Here is a 21,348-nt window from a genome sequence, read left to right on the forward strand (position 1 = left end):
CGAGTGCAGGACGCTCTATTTCAAGCCTTCGCCCGTAACGGAGCAAGCCGTTTGTTGTCATAGCCTGGTGCCAGGCTGTGGGTGGCTCGCCGAAGCATGCGGGCGGAATGCCTAACTATCGGTAAAGCAAGGGTAAATAGCGGGTAAAGAGGCTTTGCCTGGGCCCCCGCAATGCTTATCGTGCAGCCTGGAAAAAGCGCCTCCGTTCTAAGCCTGAAGAAGAACCATGACTCCAACGACCGGTAAATCCAAGTTCCGTACCCTGCGCCCGTGGCTGATCACCGCCCTGGCCTTCGCCGCCGTGATCGGCCTGGTGATGTGGCTGGCGGCGCCCGCCTCGGCGCCGTCCTCCGACGGGCGACCCGGTCGCGGCGGCAAGCCGGGCGCCGCGCTGCCCAAGGCCAACGCGCTCACCGTCGGCGTGGCCAGGGTGGAGCAGGGCGACCTGGCGCTGCATTTCAACGCGCTTGGCACCGTCACCGCCTTCAACACGGTGAACGTCAAGCCGCGGGTCAACGGCGAGCTGGTCAAGGTGCTGTTCCAGGAGGGGCAGGAGGTCAAGGCCGGCGACCTGCTGGCGGTGGTCGACCCGCGCACCTACAAGGCGGCGCTGGCCCAGGCCGAGGGCACGCTGATGCAGAACCAGGCGCAACTGAAGAACGCCGAGATCGACCTGCAGCGCTACAAGGGGCTGTACGCCGAGGACTCGATCGCCAAGCAGACCCTGGATACCCAGGAAGCCCAGGTCCGCCAGTTGCAGGGCACCATCCGTACCAACCAGGGCCAGGTCGACGACGCCCGCCTCAACCTGACCTTCACTGAGGTCCGCGCACCGATTTCCGGGCGCCTCGGCCTGCGCCAGGTGGACATCGGCAACCTGGTCACCAGCGGCGATACCACGCCGCTGGTGGTGATCACCCAGGTCAAGCCGATCTCGGTGGTGTTCAGCCTGCCGCAGCAGCAGATCGGCACCGTCGTCGAGCAGATGAACGGCCCCGGCAAGCTGACGGTCACCGCGCTGGACCGCAACCAGGACAAGGTTCTCGCCGAAGGCACCCTGACCACCCTGGACAACCAGATCGACACCACCACCGGCACGGTCAAGCTCAAGGCGCGCTTCGAGAACGCCGACGGCAAGCTGTTCCCCAACCAGTTCGTCAACGTGCGCCTGCTGGCGCAGACCCTCAAGGGCGTGCTGACCATTCCGGCCAACGCCGTGCAGCGCGGCACCAACGGTATCTATGTGTACGTGGTCGGCGCCGACAACAAGGTCAGCCAGCGCAGCGTCGCCATCGGCACCAGCGAGAACGAGCGGGTGGTGGTGGAAAGCGGCCTGAAGGCCGGCGAGCAGGTGGTGGTGGAAGGCACCGACCGCCTGCGCGACGGTATGGAAGTGCGTGTCGCCGAGGCCTCCCCGCAGGTCCTCGAGGGCGAGCCGCAGAAACCGCAGACTGGCCGCCCCAGCGGCCTCCAGGGCGACTCGGTGGGTAGCGGGAGCGCTGAATGAACCCGTCCCGCCCGTTCATCCTGCGGCCGGTCGCGACCACCCTGCTGATGGTGGCGATCCTGCTCTCGGGCCTGATCGCCTACCGCTTCCTGCCGATCTCGGCGTTGCCGGAAGTGGACTACCCGACCATCCAGGTGGTCACCCTGTACCCCGGTGCCAGCCCGGAGATCATGACCTCGTCGATCACCGCGCCGCTGGAGAACCAGCTCGGGCAGATTCCGGGGCTCAACGAGATGTCTTCCAGCAGTTCCGGCGGCGCCTCGGTGATCACCCTGCAATTCAGCCTGCAGAGCAACCTCGATGTCGCCGAGCAGGAAGTCCAGGCGGCGATCAACGCCGCGCAGAGCCTGCTGCCCAACGACCTGCCGAACCAGCCGGTGTTCAGCAAGGTGAACCCGGCGGACGCACCGATCCTGACCCTGGCGGTGATGTCCGACGGCATGCCGCTGCCGCAGATCCAGGACCTGGTGGATACCCGCCTGGCACAGAAGATCTCGCAGATCTCCGGGGTCGGCCTGGTCAGCATCAGCGGCGGCCAGCGCCCGGCGGTGCGGGTGCGCGCCAACCCGACGGCGCTGGCGGCGGCCGGGCTGAGCCTGGAGGACCTGCGCAGCACGGTGACCAGCAACAACCTCAATGGCCCCAAGGGCAGCTTCGACGGCCCGACCCGTGCCTCGACCCTGGACGCCAACGACCAGTTGCGCTCGGCCGACGCCTACCGCGACCTGATCATCGCCTACAAGAACGGCTCGCCGCTGCGCATCCGCGACGTCGCCAGCGTCGAGGACGACGCCGAGAACGTGCGCCTGGCCGCCTGGGCCAACAACCTGCCGGCGGTGGTGCTGAACATCCAGCGCCAGCCGGGGGCCAACGTGATCGAGGTGGTCGACCGGATCAAGGCGCTGCTGCCGCAGCTGCAATCGACCCTGCCGGGGAATCTCGACGTGCAGGTGCTGACCGACCGCACCACCACCATCCGCGCCTCGGTCAAGGACGTGCAGTTCGAGCTGGCGCTGGCGGTGGCGCTGGTGGTGATGGTCACCTTCCTGTTCCTGCGCAACGTCTACGCCACCCTGATTCCCAGCTTCGCCGTGCCGCTGTCGCTGATCGGCACCTTCGGCGTGATGTACCTGTCCGGCTTCTCGATCAACAACCTGACCCTGATGGCGCTGACCATCGCCACCGGCTTCGTGGTCGACGACGCGATCGTCATGGTGGAGAACATCGCCCGCTACCTGGAGCAGGGCGACTCGCCGCTGGAAGCGGCGCTCAAGGGCTCGAAGCAGATCGGCTTCACCATCATCTCGCTGACCTTCTCGCTGATCGCCGTGCTGATCCCGCTGCTGTTCATGGGCGACGTCGCCGGGCGGCTGTTCCGCGAGTTCGCCATCACCCTGGCGGTGGCGATCCTGATTTCCGGCTTCGTCTCCCTGACCCTTACGCCGATGCTCAGCGCCAAGCTGCTGCGCCACATCGACGAGGACCAGCAGGGCCGCTTCGCGCGCGCCGCGGGGCGGGTCATCGATGGCCTGATCGCACAATACGCCAAGGCCCTGCGGGTGGTCCTGCGGCACCAGCCGCTGACCCTGCTGGTGGCCATCGCCACCCTGGCGCTGACCGCGCTGCTCTACCTGGCCATGCCCAAGGGCTTCTTCCCGGTGCAGGACACCGGAGTGATCCAGGGCGTCGCCGAAGCGCCGCAGTCGATCTCCTTCCAGGCCATGTCCGAGCGCCAGCGCGCCCTTGCCGAGGTGGTGCTGAAGGACCCGGCGGTGGCCAGCCTGTCCTCCTACATCGGCGTCGACGGCAGCAACCCGACCCTCAACACCGGCCGCCTGCTGATCAACCTCAAGCCGCACAGCGAGCGCGACGTCACCGCCAGCGAAGTGATCCAGCGCCTGCAGCCCGAACTCGACCACCTGCCCGGGATCAAGCTGTACATGCAGCCGGTGCAGGACCTGACCATCGAGGACCGGGTCGCCCGCACCCAGTACCAGTTCACCTTGCAGGACGCCGACCCGGACGTGCTCGCCGAGTGGGTACCGAAGCTGGTGGCGCGGCTGCAGGAGTTGCCGCAGCTCGCCGACGTCGCCAGCGACTGGCAGGACAAGGGCTTGCAGGCCTACCTGAACATCGACCGCGACACCGCCTCGCGCCTCGGCGTGAAGCTCTCCGACATCGACAGCGTGCTCTACAACGCCTTCGGCCAGCGGCTGATCTCGACCATCTTCACCCAGGCCACCCAGTACCGCGTGGTGCTGGAGGTGGCGCCGCAGTTCCAGCTCGGCCCGCAGGCCCTGGAGCAGCTCTACGTGCCGTCCAGCGACGGCACCCAGGTGCGCCTGTCGAGCCTGGCGAAGGTGGAGGAGCGGCATACCCTGCTGGCGATCAACCATATCGCCCAGTTCCCCTCGGCGACCCTGTCGTTCAACCTGGCCAAGGGTTACTCCCTGGGCGAGGCGGTCGAGGCGATCCGTGGCGTCGAGGCCAGCCTGGAGCTGCCGCTGAGCATGCAGGGCAGCTTCCGCGGCGCGGCGCTGGCCTTCGAGGCCTCGCTGTCGAACACGCTGCTGCTGATCCTCGCCTCGGTGGTGACCATGTACATCGTCCTGGGCATCCTCTACGAGAGCTTCATCCATCCGGTGACCATCCTCTCGACCCTGCCCTCGGCCGGGGTCGGCGCGCTGCTGGCGCTGATGCTGGCGGGGCAGGAGATCGGCATCGTGGCGATCATCGGCATCATCCTGCTGATCGGCATCGTCAAGAAGAACGCGATCATGATGATCGACTTCGCCCTCGACGCCGAGCGCAACGAAGGCAAGCCGCCCCATGAGGCGATCTACCAGGCCTGCCTGCTGCGCTTCCGGCCGATCCTGATGACCACCATGGCCGCGCTGCTCGGCGCGCTGCCGCTGATGCTCGCCGGCGGCGCCGGCGCCGAGCTGCGCCAGCCGCTGGGCATCACCATGGTCGGTGGCCTGCTGCTGAGCCAGGTCCTGACCCTGTTCACCACCCCGGTGATCTATCTCTACTTCGACCGCCTGGCCCGTCGCTGGGCGGCCTGGCGCAAGCAGCGCGGGCTAGACCTGAACACCGAGGCCGGGTTCGACGGGGATGCCGGGCGATGAGCCTGTCCACGCCCTTCATCCGCCGCCCGGTCGCCACCACGCTGCTGACCCTGGCGTTGCTGCTGGCCGGCACCCTGTCGTTCGGTCTGCTGCCGGTGGCGCCGCTGCCCAACGTCGATTTTCCGGCCATCGTGGTCAGCGCCAGCCTGCCGGGCGCCAGCCCGGAAACCATGGCCTCGTCGGTGGCCACACCGCTGGAGCGCTCGCTGGGACGGATCGCCGGGATCAGCGAGATGACCTCCAGCAGTTCGCTGGGCTCGACCACCGTGGTGCTCGTGTTCGACCTGGAGAAGGACATCGACGGCGCCGCCCGCGAGGTGCAGGCGGCGATCAACGGCGCGATGAGCCTGCTGCCCAGCGGCATGCCGAACAATCCCAGCTACCGCAAGGCCAACCCCTCGGACATGCCGATCATGGTTCTCACCCTGACCTCGGAGACCCAGAGTCGCGGCGAGATGTACGACCTCGCCTCGACCGTGCTGGCGCCGAAGCTGTCGCAGGTGCAGGGGGTAGGGCAGGTGAGCATCGGCGGCAGCTCGCTGCCGGCGGTGCGGGTCGACCTCAACCCGGATGCCATGAGCCAGTACGGGCTGTCCCTGGACAGCGTGCGCACGGCCATCGCCGCGGCCAACAGCAACGGCCCCAAGGGCGCCGTCGAGAAGGACGACAAGCACTGGCAGGTGGACGCCAACGACCAGTTGCGCAAGGCCCGCGAGTACGAGCCGCTGGTGATCCACTACAACGCCGACAACGGCGCCGCGGTGCGCCTCGGCGACGTGGCCAAGGTCAGCGACTCGGTGGAGGACGTGCGCAACGCCGGCTTCTCCGACGACCTGCCGGCGGTGCTGCTGATCGTCACCCGCCAGCCCGGCGCCAACATCATCGAGGCCACCGACGCCATCCACGCGCAACTGCCGGTGTTGCAGGAACTGCTCGGGCCGCAGGTCAAGCTGAACGTGATGGATGATCGCAGCCCGTCGATCCGCGCGTCGCTGGAAGAGGCCGAGCTGACCCTGCTGATCTCGGTGGCGCTGGTGATCCTGGTGGTCTTCCTGTTCCTGCGCAACGGCCGTGCCACGCTGATCCCCAGCCTGGCGGTGCCGGTCTCGCTGATCGGCACCTTCGCGGTCATGTACCTGTGCGACTTCAGCCTGAACAACCTGTCGCTGATGGCGCTGATCATCGCCACCGGCTTCGTGGTGGACGACGCCATCGTGGTGGTGGAGAACATCGCCCGACGCATCGAGGAGGGCGATCCGCCGATCCAGGCGGCGATCACCGGCGCCCGCCAGGTCGGTTTCACCGTGTTGTCGATGACGCTCTCGCTGGTCGCGGTGTTCATCCCGCTGCTGCTCATGGGCGGCCTCACCGGGCGGTTGTTCCGCGAGTTCGCGGTGACTCTCTCGGCGGCGATCCTGGTGTCCCTGGTGGTATCCCTGACCCTCACGCCGATGCTCTGCGCGCGTCTGCTGCGTCCGCTGAAACGGCCCGAGGGCGCCTCCCTGGCGCGGCGCAGCGATCGCTTCTTCGCCGCCTTCATGCTGCGCTACCGCGCCAGCCTGGGCTGGGCGCTGGAGCACTCGCGGCTGATGGTGGTGATCATGCTGGCCTGCATCGCCATGAACCTCTGGTTGTTCGTGGTGGTGCCCAAGGGCTTCCTCCCGCAGCAGGACTCCGGGCGCCTGCGCGGCTACGCGGTGGCCGACCAGAGCATCTCGTTCCAGTCCCTGAGCGCGAAGATGGGCGAGTACCGCAAGATCCTCTCTTCCGATCCGGCGGTGGAAAACGTGGTCGGCTTCATCGGCGGCGGCCGCTGGCAGTCGAGCAACACCGGTTCGTTCTTCGTCACCCTCAAGCCGATCGGCGAACGCGACCCGGTGGAGAAGGTCCTCACCCGGCTGCGCGAGCGGATCGCCAAGGTGCCCGGCGCGGCGCTCTATCTCAACGCCGGCCAGGACGTGCGCCTGGGCGGCCGCGACAGCAACGCGCAGTACGAATTCACCCTGCGCAGCGACGACCTGACCCTGCTCCGCGAATGGGCGCCGAAGGTCGAGGCGGCGATGCGCAAGCTGCCGCAGCTGGTGGACGTCAACAGCGACTCCCAGGACAAGGGCGTGCAGACCCGCCTGGTGATCGACCGCGACCGTGCGGCGACCCTGGGGATCAACGTGGAAATGGTCGACGCGGTGCTCAACGATTCCTTCGGCCAGCGCCAGGTGTCGACCATCTTCAACCCGCTGAACCAGTACCGGGTGGTGATGGAGGTCGACCAGCAGTACCAGCAGAGCCCGGAGATCCTCCGCCAGGTCCAGGTGATCGGTAACGACGGCCAGCGCGTGCCGCTGTCCGCGTTCAGCCACTACGAACCGAGCCGGGCACCGCTGGAGGTCAACCACCAGGGCCAGTTCGCCGCCACCACGCTGTCCTTCAACCTGGCGCCGGGCGCGCAGATCGGCCCGACCCGCGAGGCCATCATGCAGGCCCTGGAGCCGCTGCACATCCCGGTGGACGTGCAGACCAGCTTCGAGGGCAACGCCGGCGCGGTGCAGGACACGCAGAACCAGATGCCCTGGCTGATCCTCCTGGCGCTGCTGGCGGTGTACATCGTCCTCGGCATCCTCTACGAGAGCTACGTGCACCCGCTGACCATCCTCTCGACCCTGCCTTCGGCCGGGGTCGGCGCGCTGCTCGCGCTGATCCTCTGCCGCAGCGAGCTGAGCCTGATCGCGCTGATCGGCATCATCCTGCTGATCGGCATCGTCAAGAAGAACGCGATCATGATGATCGACTTCGCCCTGGAGGCCGAGCGCAACCACGGCCTGAGCCCGCGCGAGGCGATCCTCGAGGCCTGCATGATGCGCTTCCGGCCGATCATGATGACCACCCTGGCCGCCTTGCTCGGCGCCTTGCCGCTGATCTTCGGCATCGGCGGCGACGCCGCGCTGCGCCGGCCGCTGGGCATCACCATCGTCGGCGGGCTGATCGGCAGCCAGTTGCTGACCCTGTACACCACCCCGGTGGTCTACCTCTATCTCGACCGCCTGCGCCACTGGGTCAACCAGAAACGCGGCGTACGCACGGACGGTGCGCTGGAGACACCCCTATGAAACACACCCCCTCGTTGCTTGCCCTGGCCCTGGTCGCCGCCCTCGGCGGCTGCGCCATCGGCCCCGACTACCAGCGACCGGACCTGGCGGTGCCCGCCGAATTCAAGGAAGCCGAAGGCTGGCGCCGCGCCGAGCCGCGCGACGTGTTCCAGCGCGGCGCCTGGTGGGAGCTGTACGGCGACCAGACCCTGAACGACCTGCAGATGCACCTGGAACGTTCCAACCAGACCCTGGCCCAGTCGGTGGCGCAGTTCCGCCAGGCCGAGGCGCTGGTGCGCGGCGCGCGAGCCGCGTTCTTCCCGTCGATCACCGGCAACGTGGGCAAGACCCGCAGCGGCCAGGGCGGCGGCGACAGCACCGTGCGCCTTCCCGACGGCTCCACTGTGAGCAGCGGCGGTGGCTCCGGTGCGATCAGCAACAGTTACTCGACCAGCCTCGGCGTCAGCTGGGAGGTCGACCTCTGGGGCAAGCTGCGCCGGCAACTGGAGGCCAACCAGGCGAGCCTGCATGCCAGCGCCGCCGACCTCGCCGCGGTGCGCCTCAGCCAGCAGTCGCAACTGGCGCAGAACTACCTGCAACTGCGGGTGATGGACGAACAGATCCGCCTGCTCAACGACACGGTGACGGCCTACGAGCGTTCGCTGAAGGTGGCCGAGAACAAATACCGCGCCGGCATCGTCACCAGGGCCGACGTGGCCCAGGCCCGCACCCAGCTGAAAAGCACCCAGGCCCAGGCCATCGACCTGAAGTACCAGCGTGCCCAGCTGGAGCACGCCATCGCCGTGCTGGTCGGCCTGCCGCCGGCGCAATTCAACCTGCCGCCGGTGGCGAGCGTGCCGAAGCTGCCGGACCTGCCGGCAGTGGTGCCGTCGCAATTGCTCGAACGACGGCCGGACATCGCCTCGGCGGAACGCAAGGTGATTTCCGCCAATGCCCAGATCGGCGTGGCCAAGGCCGCCTATTTTCCCGACCTCACCCTGAGCGCCGCCGGCGGCTACCGCAGCGGCAGCCTGAGCAACTGGATCAGCACGCCGAACCGCTTCTGGTCGATCGGCCCGCAGTTCGCCATGACCCTGTTCGACGGCGGCCTGATCGGCTCCCAGGTGGACCAGGCCGAGGCGACCTACGACCAGACCGTGGCGACCTACCGGCAGACCGTGCTCGACGGTTTCCGCGAGGTGGAGGACTACCTGGTGCAATTGAGCGTCCTCGACGAGGAGAGCGGGGTGCAGCGCGAAGCCCTGGAGTCGGCCCGCGAGGCACTGCGCCTGGCCGAGAACCAGTACAAGGCCGGCACCGTCGACTACACCGACGTGGTCACCAACCAGGCCACCGCGCTGAGCAACGAACGCACCGTGCTGACCCTGCTCGGCAGCCGCCTGACCGCCAGCGTCCAGTTGATCGCGGCAATGGGCGGCGGCTGGGACAGCGCCGACATCGAGCGGACCGACGAGCGGCTCGGCCGGGTCGAGGAGGGCCTGCCGCCTTCGCCCTGAGTTCTTCTCGCTGCCTGTTCCTGACGAATGCCTTTCCCCGCTATTGCGCTTGCATGACACACCGCCGTCCGCGTCTCGGCTAGAGTGCGGCGGCGGATGTGGAGGTGAATACGTGTCGGGGAAGTTTCCGGAAAAGCCCTCGCGCCGAGGCTACTGGCTCGGCTGGTTGTGCCGCCTGGCCATGCTTGGCGGCGTCGCCGCGATGTTCTGGGCGCTGCTGCAATGCTTCGTCCTGCTGCACGGCGATCCGCCGCTCCAGCGCGCCCCGCTGCGGACGCCCTGGACCCTGCTGGCGCTCGGCCTGACGCTGTTCCTCGCCGGTTTCTGCGGCGAGTACCGGCTGTGGCGGCGCCGCGCCGGTTGCTGAAACCGGCGTCAGGCAGCGCCCGTCGCAGGGAACAGCAGGCGCAGGTGGGTCTTCTGCTGCGGTACGCTTTCCGCTTCGGCGCGGCCGCCGTGGTAGGCCATGATCGATTGCACGATGGCCAGTCCCAGGCCGGTGCCGGCCTGGGCTCCAGTCTGGCGTCCGGCGCGGCGGTAGAAGCGCTCGAACAGGTGCGGCAGGTACTCCGGTGGGATGCCCGGGCCGTCGTTGCTGACCCTCACCTCGGTTTGCCCCGCGCGCTCCCCGATCCGCACGTCGATGCGCCCGCCTTGCGGGGTGTGGCGCACGGCGTTGGACACCAGGTTGGAAATGGCGCGCTGGATCATCAGGTTGTCGCCGTGGGCGAAGCCGCTGCCGGAGAGGCGCAGTTCGACGCCCTTGTCCTCGGCGACCATCTCGTACAGGTCGATGACCTTGGCCGCCTGCTCGTGCAGGGCGACGCAGCCGAACTGGGCCTGGATCGCCGGGTTGTCCACCTGCACCAGGAACAGCATGTCGGTGACGATCCGCGACAGCCGCTCCAGTTCCTCGGCATTGGACTCCAGGGCTTCGCGGTATGCCGCGCTGTCGCGATGCTGGCTGAGCAGCACCTGGTTGCGCACCAGCAGGTTGCAGATCGGCGCGCGCAGTTCGTGGGCCAGGTCGTCGGAAAACTGCGAGAGCTGGCGTACGCCATCCTCGAGGCGGCCGAGCATGTGGTTGAAGCTGCGGGCCAGGCTGTCCAGCTCGCGCGGCAGGTTCTGCTCGGGGATGCGGTAGGAGAGATCCTGCGGGCTGACCTGGGCGGCCACCCGGCGGAAGCGGTTCAACGGTTCGAGGCCGGCACGCACCACCCACCAGGCGGCCAGGGCGATCAATGGCAGGAGGAAGGGCAGGGCCAGCAGGGTGGCGCGGAGGAAACCGTCGAGCAGGCGCTCGTCGGCGTTGCGCTCGCTGCTCAGCAACACCTGTACCGGGGTGCCGTTCTTCATGCGCATGGAAGCGCCGATGCTCAGCAGGCGCTGGTCGTTGCCGGTGCTCCAGCTCTGGAACACCGGCTGGCGGGCATCCGCCTGCAAGCGGGCGAGAAGCGCGCGGTTGGCCGCGACGCTGGCCGCGGCCTGGTCGCCGAAGCTCATCAGCGGCTGGCCGCTGCGGCTGTCGAGAATGCTCAGGTGCAGGCCGCTGTGGGCCACCAGTTGGTCCTGCAGGGCATGCGCCTGTACGGCCGGGTCGCTGCGCAGGTCGAGATCGTCTTCCAGGCTGTGGCGGATCTGCTCCAGCTTCAATTGCAGGTTTTCCCGCTCGCGGGCTTCCAGCTCGCGGCCGAGGTTCCAGTGCGCCATCGCGCCGAGCGCCAGGGCCAGCAGCGCGCCGAGGGCGCCGACCAGCAGGGCCAGGCGCAGCGACAGTCGGCCTGGTGGCGTCATCGGCGCGCTTCCAGGACGTAGCCGACGCCGCGAATGGTATGGATCAGCTTGAGGTCGAAGCCGTCGTCGATCTTCGCCCGCAGGCGGCAGATGGCGACTTCCACCACGTTGGAGTCGTTGTCGAAGTTCATGTCCCAGATCAGCGAGATGATCTGCGTCCGGGTGATGACGTCGCCGTTGCGCCGCATCAGCAGGTGCAGCAGGGCGAACTCCTTGGTCGTCAGGTTGATCCGCACCCGGCCGCGGAAGGCCCGGTGGCGGCTGGCGTCCAGCTCCAGGTCGGCGACCCGCAGGACGTCCTGCATCGGTGCCTGGTCGTGGCGGCGCAGCAGCGAGCGGACCCGCGCCAGCAGTTCGGGGAACTGGAACGGCTTGACCATGAAGTCGTCGGCGCCGAGATCGAGGCCGCGCACCTTGTCGGTCAGCCTGCCATGCCCGGTGAGCATCATCACCCGCGCGCTGCTGCGTTCGCGCAGGCGGCGGAGCAGGTCCCAGCCGTCGATGCCGGGCAGGTTGACGTCGAGGATCACCAGTTCGTAAGGGTGTTGCAAGGCCATGTGCAGGCCGTCGATACCATCGTTGGCGCGGTCGACGATGTAGCCGCTTTCGGTCAGGCCCTGGTGCAGGTAGTCGGCAGTCTTGACTTCATCTTCGATAATAAGGATGCGCATGTTCGCCCCTATATAAAGTATGGATTCATTTGCAAGTAAATGTTTAAGTGCATTGCTATAAAGTTACATTGCGGGCGTTGCCTGGATAGAATCCTGGAAATGTAATTTCATATCGTTGCGCTGCTTCGATGATAATTATCGAATGACCGGGTAGTTCTCCCGGGAGTCCGCCTGAAAACTTTGGAAATGTCCGCGGCGCAAGCACCGCTGGGCGTGAGGGGCAATGCCTTTTGTAAGCGCATGTTGCTTTTGTCCCTATGTTTCATCCAACTATTGCCAGTCTCTTCGAAGGTTGCCGAAGTGTAACCGCTAATTGTCCGTGGAGAATATTCATTACCGACTTGTAATTCTTCCGTCACCTTGCCGATAAGCCCCGCTACCTAACATCTGCCGCATCCCGGAAGTGCAACTTCGAATATCGCCGGCGAGATATCGCCGATGAACGGTTGCGTGGTTCCGGGCCGGTAATGGATCGCCGTCGCCGACGACGATCAGCAGACGAGGAGCGGAACATGCCGATACTTCGGCCACTGGCCAGCGCGGGGAAACGCGCCTGCTGGCTACTGATGGGACTCTGCCTGGGCCTGCCGGCCCTGGCGAACGAGGCGCCGGTGAGTTTCAACGGTACTTCGATCAGCCTCGAGCAGGCGTTGGAGCGGGCCCTGCGGAGCAACCCCGAGCTGGCGGCGGTGGGGCGCGAGACCGAGATCGCCAGCGGCGCGCGGCAGCAGGCCGGGCTGATCCCCAACCCGGATCTGTCCTGGAGCGTCGAGGACACCCGCCAGGGCAATCGCCAGACCAGCGTCAGCATCGCCCAGCCGCTGGAGCTGGGCGGCAAGCGCGGCGCGCGGGTGGAGGTGGCGAAACGCGGCAGCGAGATCGCCTGGACCCAACTGGAAGTCCGTCGCGCCGAACTGCGCGCCCAGGTCCGCGGCGCCTACTACGCGGCGCTGACCGCGCAGGAGCGGGTGCGCCTGGCGAAGACCTCCCTGGACCTGGCCAGGCGCGCGCTGCAGGCCGCCGACCGACGGGTCAAGGCCGGCAGCATCTCTTCGGTGGAACGGGTCCGCGCCCAGGTCCTGGCGGACAACGCCCAGCTCGACCTGAGCCAGGCGGAGCTGGAGCAGCAGCGCACCTATGTGCAGCTGTCGAGCACCTGGGACGAGCCGCAGCCAGGCTTCGCCAGGGTCGGCGGTGCGCTCGACGCGGTGCCGGCGAGCATCACCCGTGGCGCCTTGCTGCGCCATCTCGACGAGTCGCCGACCTTGCGCCTGGCGGCCCAGGAGGTAGCGCGCGGCGAGGCCCAGGTCGACCTGGAGAAGCGCCAGCGCATCCCCAACCTGACGGTCAGCATCGGCAGCAAGTACGACCAGACCGCCCGCGACGGACGTGGCGAACGGGTCAACCTGATCGGCCTGTCGATGCCGCTGCCGCTGTTCGACCGCAACCAGGGCAACATCTACGCCGCCCAGAGCCGTGCCGACCAGGCCCGCGACCTGCAGCGCGCGACCCTGCTGCGCCTGCGCAGCGAAGCGGTGCAGGCCTACGACCAGTTGCGCACCTCGGAACAGGAGCTGGCGCTGGTCCGCCGCGACCTGCTGCCCGGCGCACAGAGCGCGCTGGACTCGATGACCCGCGGCTTCGAGATGGGCAAGTTCAACTTCCTCGACGTGCTCGATGCCCAGCGCACCCTGGTCGGCGTCCGTGCCCAGTACGTGCGCGCGCTGGACGCCGCGGCGCAGGCGCGGGTGAGCATGGAGCGCCTGCTCGGCGAAGACATCGGCCACCTCGGCCAGTGAGATTTCCGGGGCGGGCCGCCGGCGCGCCCCCCGAACGGTTCGGGAGAACAGAATGGGCAAGAAGACGATTATCGCGGTGACCGCACTGGCACTGCTCGGCCTGGGCGGCGGCGCCTACCTGGAGCTGGGCGGCAAGGCGCCGGCCGGCGCCGGCGAAGCGGCCGCCGAGGGCGAGGGCAGCGGACCGCGCGGCGGCATGTTGTTGCGCCAGGGCGACCTGACCCTGGAACTGCTGGTGCCGGAGGACGGCAGCCCGCTCAAGGCCTGGGTCGAGCGCGGCGGCAAGGCGCTGGCGCCGCAGGAGGTGGTCCTCGGCGCGGACGTCGAGCGCGCCACCGGCGAGGTCGAGGACCTGCTGTTCAAGGCCAGCGGCGATGGCCTGGTGGCCAATGCCGGGATCGCCGAGCCGCATGCCTTCACCGCGCGCCTCAAGCTGATGGCCGGCAAGCAGGGCTACGACTTCGCCTTCACCCGCGAGGAGGGCAAGCTGGAGCTGGATGCCGAGCAGATCGAGGCCGCCGGCATCACCCTCGATACGGCGCGGACGATCAGCCTGGCCCAGGTGGTCTCGCTGCCCGGCGAGATCCGCTTCAACGAAGACCGCACCGCGCATATCGTCCCGCGCCTGCCGGGGATCGTCGATAGCGTGCCGGCCAACCTTGGCCAGGCGGTGAAGCAGGGCGAGCTGCTGGCGGTGATCAGCAGCCCGCAGTTGTCCGACCAGCGCAGCGAATTCGCCGCCGCCCAGCGCCGCCTGAGCCTGGCGCAGAGCACCTACAAGCGCGAGCAGCAGCTGTGGAAGGAGGGCATCTCCGCCGAGCAGGAATTCCTGCTCGCCCGCCAGGGTTTGCAGGAAGCCGAGATCGCGCTGAACAACGCGCGGGCGAAGATCGCCGCGCTCGGCGGCAATCCCAGCCTGCAGGGCGGCAACCGCTACGAGCTGCGCGCGCCGTTCGCCGGGGTGCTGGTGGAAAAGCACCTGACCCAGGGCGAGCCGGTGGACGGCACCGCCAACGTCTTCACCCTGTCCGACCTGTCCTCGGTCTGGGCCACCTTCAACGTGCCCGCGCAACTGCTCGGCCAGGTCCGCGTCGGCAGCAAGGTCAAGGTGCTCGCCCAGGCGCTGGATAGCGAGGTGGAGGGCACCGTGTCCTACATCGGCGACCTGCTCGGCGAGCAGACCCGCGCGGCCACCGCCCGGGTCACCCTGAGCAACCCCGAGAGCACCTGGCGCCCGGGGCTGTTCGTTTCCGTGCAGGTGGCCGAGGCGACCCGCAAGGAAGTCCTGACGGTCGCCGACGGCGCGGTGCAGAACGTCGACGGCGAGGACGTGGTGTTCGTCCGCGTGGCCGACGGCTTCGTGGTCCAGCCGGTCAAGCTGGGCATCAGCGACGGCCAGCGCGTCGAGGTCCTCGAGGGCCTGCGCGCCGGCAGCCAGGTCGCCGCCAGCGGCAGCTTCATCCTCAAATCCGAACTGGGCAAGGGCTCGGCGGAACACGGTCACTGAGTCCCGCTCCAGGAGTCTTCGCATGTTCGAACGCATCATCCAATTCGCCATCGAGCAACGCTGGCTGGTCCTGCTGGCGGTGCTGGGGATGGCCGGGGTCGGCATTGGCAGCTACCAGAAGCTGTCCATCGACGCGGTCCCGGACATCACCAACGTCCAGGTGCAGATCAATACCGCCGCCCCCGGCTACTCGCCGCTGGAAGTGGAGCAGCGGATCACCTACCCGGTGGAGACCGTCATGGCCGGCCTGCCGGGTTTGCAGGAAACCCGTTCGCTGTCGCGGCCGGGGATTTCCCAGGTGACGGTGATCTTCGAGGAAGGCACCGACATCTACTTCGCCCGCCAGCAGGTCAACGAACGCCTGAGCACGGCGCGCGAGCAACTGCCGGAAGACATCTCGCCGACCCTCGGGCCGATCTCCACCGGTCTCGGCGAGATCTACCTGTGGACGGTAGAGGCCGAGGAGGGCGCGACCAAGGAGGACGGCAGCGCCTACACGCCCACCGACCTGCGCACCATCCAGGACTGGATCATCCGTCCGCAGTTGCGCAACGTGAAGGGCGTGGCCGAGATCAACACCATCGGCGGCTACGCCAAGCAATTCCTCATCGCCCCGGATCCGAAGAAGCTCGCGGCCTACAAGCTGACCCTCGGCGACCTGCAGAACGCCGTGCTGCGCAACAACGAGAACGTCGGCGCCGGCTACATCGAGCGGCGCGGCGAGCAGTTGCTGATCCGCGCGCCGGGCCAGGTCAAGGACATGGACGATATCCGCGGGATCATCGTTTCCAACGTCGACGGCGTGCCGATCCGTATCCGCGACGTCGCCGAGGTCGGCCTGGGCAAGGAGCTGCGCACCGGCGCGGCCACCGAGAACGGCCGCGAAGTGGTGCTCGGCACGGTGTTCATGCTGATCGGCGAGAACAGCCGGGAAGTGGCCCAGGCGGTCGGCCAGCGCCTGGAGGAGATCAACCGGACCCTGCCCAAGGGAGTCAAGGCGATCACCGTCTACGACCGCACCACCCTGGTGGACAAGGCCGTGGCCACGGTGAAGAAGAACCTGGTGGAAGGCGCGGCGCTGGTGATCGCGGTGCTCTTCCTGTTCCTCGGCAATATCCGCGCGGCGCTGATCACCGCCACCATCATCCCGCTGTCGATGCTGTTCACCTTCACCGGGATGGTCGGCAACAGGGTCAGCGCCAACCTGATGAGCCTCGGCGCGCTGGACTTCGGCATCATCGTCGACGGCGCCGTGGTGATCGTCGAGAACGCCATCCGCCGCCTGGCCCACGCCCAGGCCCACCACGGCCGCCAGCTGACCCGCGCGGAACGTTTCCACGAGGTCTTCGCCGCGTCCAGGGAGGCGCGCCGGGCGCTGATCTTCGGCCAGATCATCATCATGGTGGTGTACCTGCCGATCTTCGCCCTCACCGGGGTCGAGGGGAAGATGTTCCACCCGATGGCGTTCACCGTGGTCACCGCGCTGCTTGGCGCGATGATCCTCTCGGTGACCTTCGTCCCGGCGGCGATCGCGCTGTTCATCACCGGCAAGGTCAAGGAGGAGGAGAACTTCGTCATGCGCCGCGCGCGTCTGGCCTACGAACCGGCGCTGCGCTGGGTGCTCGGACACCGCGCGCTGGTGGTCGGCGGTGCCCTCGGCGCGATCCTGCTCACCGGGCTGGTGGCCTCGCGGATGGGCAGCGAGTTCATTCCCAGCCTCAGCGAGGGCGACTTCGCCATGCAGGGCCTGCGGGTGCCGGGCACCAGCCTGACCCAGTCGGTCGAGATGCAGCAGACCCTGGAGAAGAAGCTGATGGGCAAGTTCCCGGAGATCGAGCGGGTCTTCGCCCGCACCGGGACCGCCGAGATTGCCTCCGACCTGATGCCGCCGAACGCCTCCGACAGCTACGTGATGCTCAAGCCGCAGAGCCAGTGGCCGGACCCGAAGAAGTCGCGGGAGGCGCTGCTGGAAGAATTGCAGGCCGCGGCCCTTGAGGTGCCGGGCAGCGTCTACGAGTTCTCCCAGCCGATCCAGTTGCGCTTCAACGAACTGATCTCCGGGGTGCGCAGCGACGTCGCGGTGAAGGTCTTCGGCGACGACATGCAGGTGCTCAACGACACCGCGGAGAAGATCTCCAAGGTGCTGCAAGGCATCGACGGCGCCTCCGAGGTGAAGGTCGAGCAGACCACCGGCCTGCCGGTGCTGACGGTGGACATCGACCGCGACAAGGCGGCACGCTTCGGCCTCAATGTCGGCGACATCCAGGACACCGTGGCCACCGCCCTCGGCGGACGCAATGCCGGTACCCTGTTCGAGGGCGACCGCCGCTTCGACATCGTCATCCGCCTGCCGGAAACCCTGCGCGCCGACCTGCCGGCACTGTCCAACCTGCTGATCCCGCTGCCGCCGAACAACCTGGCGCGGATCGACTTCATCCCGCTGTCGGACGTGGCGCGCCTCGACCTCTCGCCGGGACCGAACCAGATCAGCCGGGAGAACGGCAAGCGGCGCATCGTGGTCAGCGCCAACGTGCGCGGCCGCGACATCGGCTCGTTCGTGCTGGAAGCGCAACAGAAGCTGCAGGACGGGGTGAAGATCCCGGCCGGCTACTGGACCACCTGGGGCGGCCAGTTCGAACAGTTGCAGTCCGCCGCCAAGCGCTTGCAGGTAGTGGTGCCGGTGGCGCTGCTGCTGGTGTTCACCTTGCTCTTCGCCATGTTCAACAACGTCAAGGACGGCCTGCTGGTGTTCACCGGCATCCCCTTCGCCCTCACCGGCGGGGTGCTGGCCCTGTGGCTGCGCGGGATACCGCTGTCGATCTCGGCGGCGGTGGGTTTCATCGCCCTGTCCGGGGTGGCGGTGCTCAACGGCCTGGTGATGATCTCCTTCATCCGCAACCTGTTGCAGGAAGGACGCAGCCTCGACCAGGCGGTGTGGGAGGGCGCCATCACCCGCCTGCGTCCGGTGCTGATGACCGCCCTGGTGGCCTCCCTCGGTTTCGTGCCGATGGCCCTGGCCACCGGCACCGGCGCCGAGGTGCAGCGGCCGCTGGCGACGGTGGTGATCGGCGGCATCCTGTCCTCGACCATGCTGACCCTGCTGGTGCTGCCGGTGCTCTATCGCTGGACCCACGGGCGCGACGCCGGACCGCGCGAGGAGACGCCGGCGGCCGGCTGAAGCGGGCGCGCAAGCGGGCCGGCAGGGGAAACCCTGGCGGCCCTTTTTCGTTGGCCGTTGGACGGATTCCGTTCGATTACCGCACGCGATTGCCGGCCCGGATTGTCGCCGGCGGGGGGCTTGCGTAGTGTGGGTGGACGTTCCGCGCCCGGCGCTTGGCGCCGCGCGACGATAACAACAACGATAGCAGCCTGAGTGTCCTGCCCATGAATGCCTCCTTGCTCAGCGAGCGCAGCCGGGTGTTCGAACGTGCCGACCCCTATGCGGTGTCCGGCTACGTCAACCGGCACGTCGGTACGCACTGCATACGCCTGCCGGCCGCCGGCAGGCCGCAAGCCAGCCTCGACCACCGCACCTTCGCCAGCCTCGACCTGTGCCGGATCAGCTACGGCGCGGCGGTACGGGTCACCTCGCCGGCGCTGGAAAGCATCTTCCACCTGCAGATCCTCCTGCGCGGCCACTGCCTGTGGCGCGGCGGCGGGCAGGAACACGCCCTGGCGCCGGGCGAGCTGTTGCTGATCAACCCGGACGATCCGGTCGACCTGACCTATTCGGCGGACTGCGAGAAATTCATCGTCAAGCTGCCCTGCGCGCTGCTCGAAGCGATCTGCGCCGAGCAGCGCTGGAGCCATCCGGCGCGCGGCGTGCGCTTCCTCGAACATCGCTATCGCCTGGACCAGCTGGAAGGCTTCGTCGGCCTGCTCGCCCTGGTCTGCCGCGAGGCGGAGTCCGGCGAGCGGCTGGCGCGGGTCGACAGCCACTTCGAGCAGATCCTCGGCAGCAAGCTGCTGACCCTGCTGAAGACCAACGTCAGCCGCGAGGACCCCGGCGATGCGCAGGTCGTCTTCGCCCGCCTCGATGCCTACATCCGCCGCCATCTGCAGAGCGAGATCGAGGTCGCGGCGCTGGCCGAGCAGGCGCACATGAGCACTCGCTCGCTGTACGCGCTGTTCGAGCGCCAGCTTGGCGAGAGCCCTCGGCAATACATTCGCCGGCTGCGCCTGGAGCGCATCCGCGCCTGCCTGGAAGACCCCGGCTGCCGGGTACGCAACCTCACCGAACTGGCCCTGGACTTCGGTTTCGTCCACCTCGGCCGCTTCGCCGAGCAATATCGCCGGCAGTTCGGCGAGCTGCCTTCGGAAACCCTGCGCCGGCGCGCCTAGCGCCGACCGCTACGGCGTGCAGGAATCGGCCAGCGATCCGCAGGCAACGGATATCCCCAGCAGCACGCGCTACCTAACCTGACCGGGCCTGAACAATAACAACGGAGGCCCCGGCCATGTCCCTGGGTAGCGATTACTTGCGTTCTCTGCTCGAGGAAGACCCCGAGCGCGGCGTCTACCGCTGCAAGCGGGAGATATTCACCGACCCACGCCTGTTCGAGCTGGAGATGAAGCACATCTTCGAGGGCAACTGGGTCTATCTCGCCCACGAAAGCCAGGTTGCCGGAATCAACGACTACCTGACCACCCAGATCGGCCGCCAGTCGATCGTCATCGCGCGCAACCGCGACGGCCAGCTCAACGCCTTCATCAACGCCTGCAGCCACCGTGGCGCGATGCTCTGCCGGCACAAGAGCGGCAATCGCAGCAGCTATACCTGTCCGTTCCACGGCTGGACCTTCAACAACTCCGGCAAGCTGCTCAAGGTCAAGGACCCGGCCGAGGCCGGCTACCCGCAGGGCTTCAACTGCGAGGGCTCGCACGACCTGACCCGGGTGGCGCGCTTCGAGTCCTACCGTGGCTTCCTGTTCGGCAGCCTCAACCCCGATGTCAGGCCGCTGGCCGAGCACCTGGGCGAGTCGGCGAAGATCATCGACATGATCGTCGACCAGTCGCCGGAAGGCCTCGAAGTGCTGCGCGGCTCTTCCAGCTATGTCTACGAAGGCAACTGGAAGCTTACCGCCGAGAACGGCGCCGACGGCTACCACGTCAGTTCGGTGCACTGGAACTACGCGGCGACCCAGAGCCAGCGCCAGCAGCGCGACGCTGCGGACCAGCTGCGGACCATGAGCGCCGCCGGCTGGGCCCGGCAGGGCGGCGGCTTCTACTCGTTCGAGCATGGCCACATGCTGCTCTGGAGTCGCTGGGCCAACCCCGAGGACCGGCCGGCCTTCGAGCGCCGCGCCGAGCTTGCCCGCGACTTCGGCGAGGCCCGCGCCGACTGGATGATCGAGAACTCGCGCAACCTCTGCCTGTACCCCAACGTCTACCTGATGGACCAGTTCAGCTCGCAGATCCGCATCGCCCGGCCGCTGTCGGTGGACCGCACGGAAATCACCATCTACTGCATCGCGCCGAAAGGCGAGAGCGCCGAGGCGCGCGCCCGGCGCATCCGCCAGTACGAGGACTTCTTCAACGTCAGCGGCATGGCCACCCCGGACGACCTGGAGGAGTTCCGTTCCTGCCAGCAGGGCTACCAGGGCAGCGTGGTCGGCTGGAACGACCTGTCGCGCGGCGCCGAACACTGGATAGAGGGCGCCGACGCGGCGGCCGCGGCCATCGACCTGCGGCCGCGCCTGAGCGGCGTGCGCACCGAGGACGAAGGGCTGTTCGTATTGCAGCATCGCTACTGGCAGGAGGCGCTGCTCGCCGCCCTGGAGCGCGAACGGACGCAGCGCGTGGCGCTGCGGGAGGTGGCGTCATGAGCCTGGGCTACGACGCCCTGCGCGATTTCCTCTACCGCGAGGCGCGCTATCTCGACGACAAGGATTGGGACGCCTGGCTGGCGTTGTACGCCGCGGACGCCAGTTTCTGGATGCCGTCCTGGGACGACCGCGACCACCTCACCGAGGACCCGCAGCGGGAAATCTCGCTGATCTGGTACGGCAACCGCGGCGGTCTGGAGGACCGGGTATTCCGCATCCGCACCGAGCGCTCCAGCGCGACCCTGCCGGACACCCGCACCTCGCACAACCTGAGCAACATCGAACTGCTCGGTGAGGACGACGGCATCTGCCGCGTGCGCTGCAACTGGCACACCCTGAGCTATCGCTACAAGACCGTGGATAGCTACTTCGGCACCACCTTCTACGACCTCGACGTACGCGGCGAGAGTCCGCTGATCAAGGCCAAGAAAGTGATCCTGAAGAACGACTACGTTCGCCAGCTGATCGACGTCTACCACGTCTGACGCCCGCGCCGGCGGGCTGTCGAGGGACA

General features: G+C 67.8%; 13 protein-coding genes. 11 read left to right on the plus strand and 2 right to left on the minus strand.

Features of this window, described 5'->3' with window-relative positions; all coding sequences use genetic code 11:
• Positions 1 to 226: 226 nt before the first annotated feature.
• The 5 genes from muxA to VQ067_RS13225 all read left to right on the plus strand — a co-directional run bounded on the left by muxA (position 227) and on the right by VQ067_RS13225 (position 9,605).
• A complete protein-coding gene (gene muxA / locus VQ067_RS13205) occupies positions 227 to 1,507 on the plus strand; it encodes a multidrug efflux RND transporter periplasmic adaptor subunit MuxA (protein ID WP_003113320.1) in 1,281 nt (426 codons plus the stop codon).
• Positions 1,504 to 4,635 (plus strand): multidrug efflux RND transporter permease subunit MuxB, encoded by a 3,132-nt coding sequence (gene muxB / locus VQ067_RS13210; protein WP_003089920.1) that lies wholly within the window; start codon positions 1,504 to 1,506, stop codon positions 4,633 to 4,635. The genes muxA and muxB overlap by 4 nt, the downstream gene beginning before the upstream one ends.
• Positions 4,632 to 7,742 (plus strand): multidrug efflux RND transporter permease subunit MuxC, encoded by a 3,111-nt coding sequence (gene muxC / locus VQ067_RS13215; RefSeq protein ID WP_003089914.1) that lies wholly within the window; start codon positions 4,632 to 4,634, stop codon positions 7,740 to 7,742. Before muxB ends, muxC begins: the two co-directional genes overlap by 4 nt.
• Positions 7,739 to 9,238: a multidrug efflux RND transporter outer membrane subunit OpmB gene (gene opmB, locus VQ067_RS13220; protein ID WP_003120075.1), complete on the plus strand. Its 1,500-nt coding sequence runs from the start codon at positions 7,739 to 7,741 to the stop codon at positions 9,236 to 9,238. The genes muxC and opmB overlap by 4 nt, the downstream gene beginning before the upstream one ends.
• A gap of 112 nt (positions 9,239 to 9,350) precedes the next feature.
• Positions 9,351 to 9,605 (plus strand): hypothetical protein, encoded by a 255-nt coding sequence (locus VQ067_RS13225; RefSeq protein WP_023097545.1) that lies wholly within the window; start codon positions 9,351 to 9,353, stop codon positions 9,603 to 9,605.
• 8 nt (positions 9,606 to 9,613) lie between these two features.
• Here the strand turns inward: VQ067_RS13225 and VQ067_RS13230 are convergent, their stop codons facing one another.
• Together VQ067_RS13230 and VQ067_RS13235 are read right to left on the minus strand one after the other, a co-directional pair.
• Entirely contained in the window at positions 9,614 to 11,032 is a 1,419-nt protein-coding gene (locus VQ067_RS13230; RefSeq protein WP_033991006.1) for a sensor histidine kinase, read from the minus strand.
• Positions 11,029 to 11,703 carry a heavy metal response regulator transcription factor gene (locus tag VQ067_RS13235; protein ID WP_003089900.1) on the minus strand — a complete coding sequence of 225 codons (675 nt, stop codon included), beginning with the start codon at positions 11,701 to 11,703 and terminating at the stop codon, positions 11,029 to 11,031. The genes VQ067_RS13230 and VQ067_RS13235 overlap by 4 nt, the downstream gene beginning before the upstream one ends.
• Positions 11,704 to 12,215: 512 nt before the next feature.
• On the opposite strand from VQ067_RS13235, the gene VQ067_RS13240 reads away from it, so the two are divergent.
• The 6 genes from VQ067_RS13240 to benB all read left to right on the plus strand — a co-directional run bounded on the left by VQ067_RS13240 (position 12,216) and on the right by benB (position 21,319).
• Positions 12,216 to 13,502, plus strand: a complete 1,287-nt coding sequence (locus tag VQ067_RS13240) for a TolC family protein (RefSeq protein WP_003113317.1) — start codon at positions 12,216 to 12,218, stop codon at positions 13,500 to 13,502.
• 52 nt (positions 13,503 to 13,554) lie between these two features.
• Positions 13,555 to 15,009, plus strand: coding sequence for an efflux RND transporter periplasmic adaptor subunit (locus VQ067_RS13245; RefSeq protein WP_003109532.1), 1,455 nt, complete (start codon positions 13,555 to 13,557; stop codon positions 15,007 to 15,009).
• Positions 15,010 to 15,031: 22 nt separating this feature from the next.
• The gene (locus VQ067_RS13250; RefSeq protein ID WP_031629364.1) at positions 15,032 to 18,187 is read left to right on the plus strand and encodes an efflux RND transporter permease subunit; all 3,156 of its coding nucleotides are present in this window, start codon (positions 15,032 to 15,034) and stop codon (positions 18,185 to 18,187) included.
• A 206-nt stretch (positions 18,188 to 18,393) separates the two neighbouring features.
• Positions 18,394 to 19,350 (plus strand): AraC family transcriptional regulator, encoded by a 957-nt coding sequence (locus tag VQ067_RS13255; RefSeq protein WP_016263430.1) that lies wholly within the window; start codon positions 18,394 to 18,396, stop codon positions 19,348 to 19,350.
• A 116-nt stretch (positions 19,351 to 19,466) separates the two neighbouring features.
• Entirely contained in the window at positions 19,467 to 20,834 is a 1,368-nt protein-coding gene (gene benA / locus VQ067_RS13260; RefSeq protein ID WP_016263431.1) for a benzoate 1,2-dioxygenase large subunit, read from the plus strand.
• Positions 20,831 to 21,319: a benzoate 1,2-dioxygenase small subunit gene (gene benB, locus VQ067_RS13265; protein ID WP_033991005.1), complete on the plus strand. Its 489-nt coding sequence runs from the start codon at positions 20,831 to 20,833 to the stop codon at positions 21,317 to 21,319. Before benA ends, benB begins: the two co-directional genes overlap by 4 nt.
• The last annotated feature ends 29 nt before the right edge of the window (positions 21,320 to 21,348 follow it).

The organism is Pseudomonas sp. KBN12P06040, from assembly GCF_037574965.1.
In the GTDB taxonomy this organism is placed as follows: Bacteria; Pseudomonadota; Gammaproteobacteria; order Pseudomonadales; family Pseudomonadaceae; genus Pseudomonas; species Pseudomonas aeruginosa.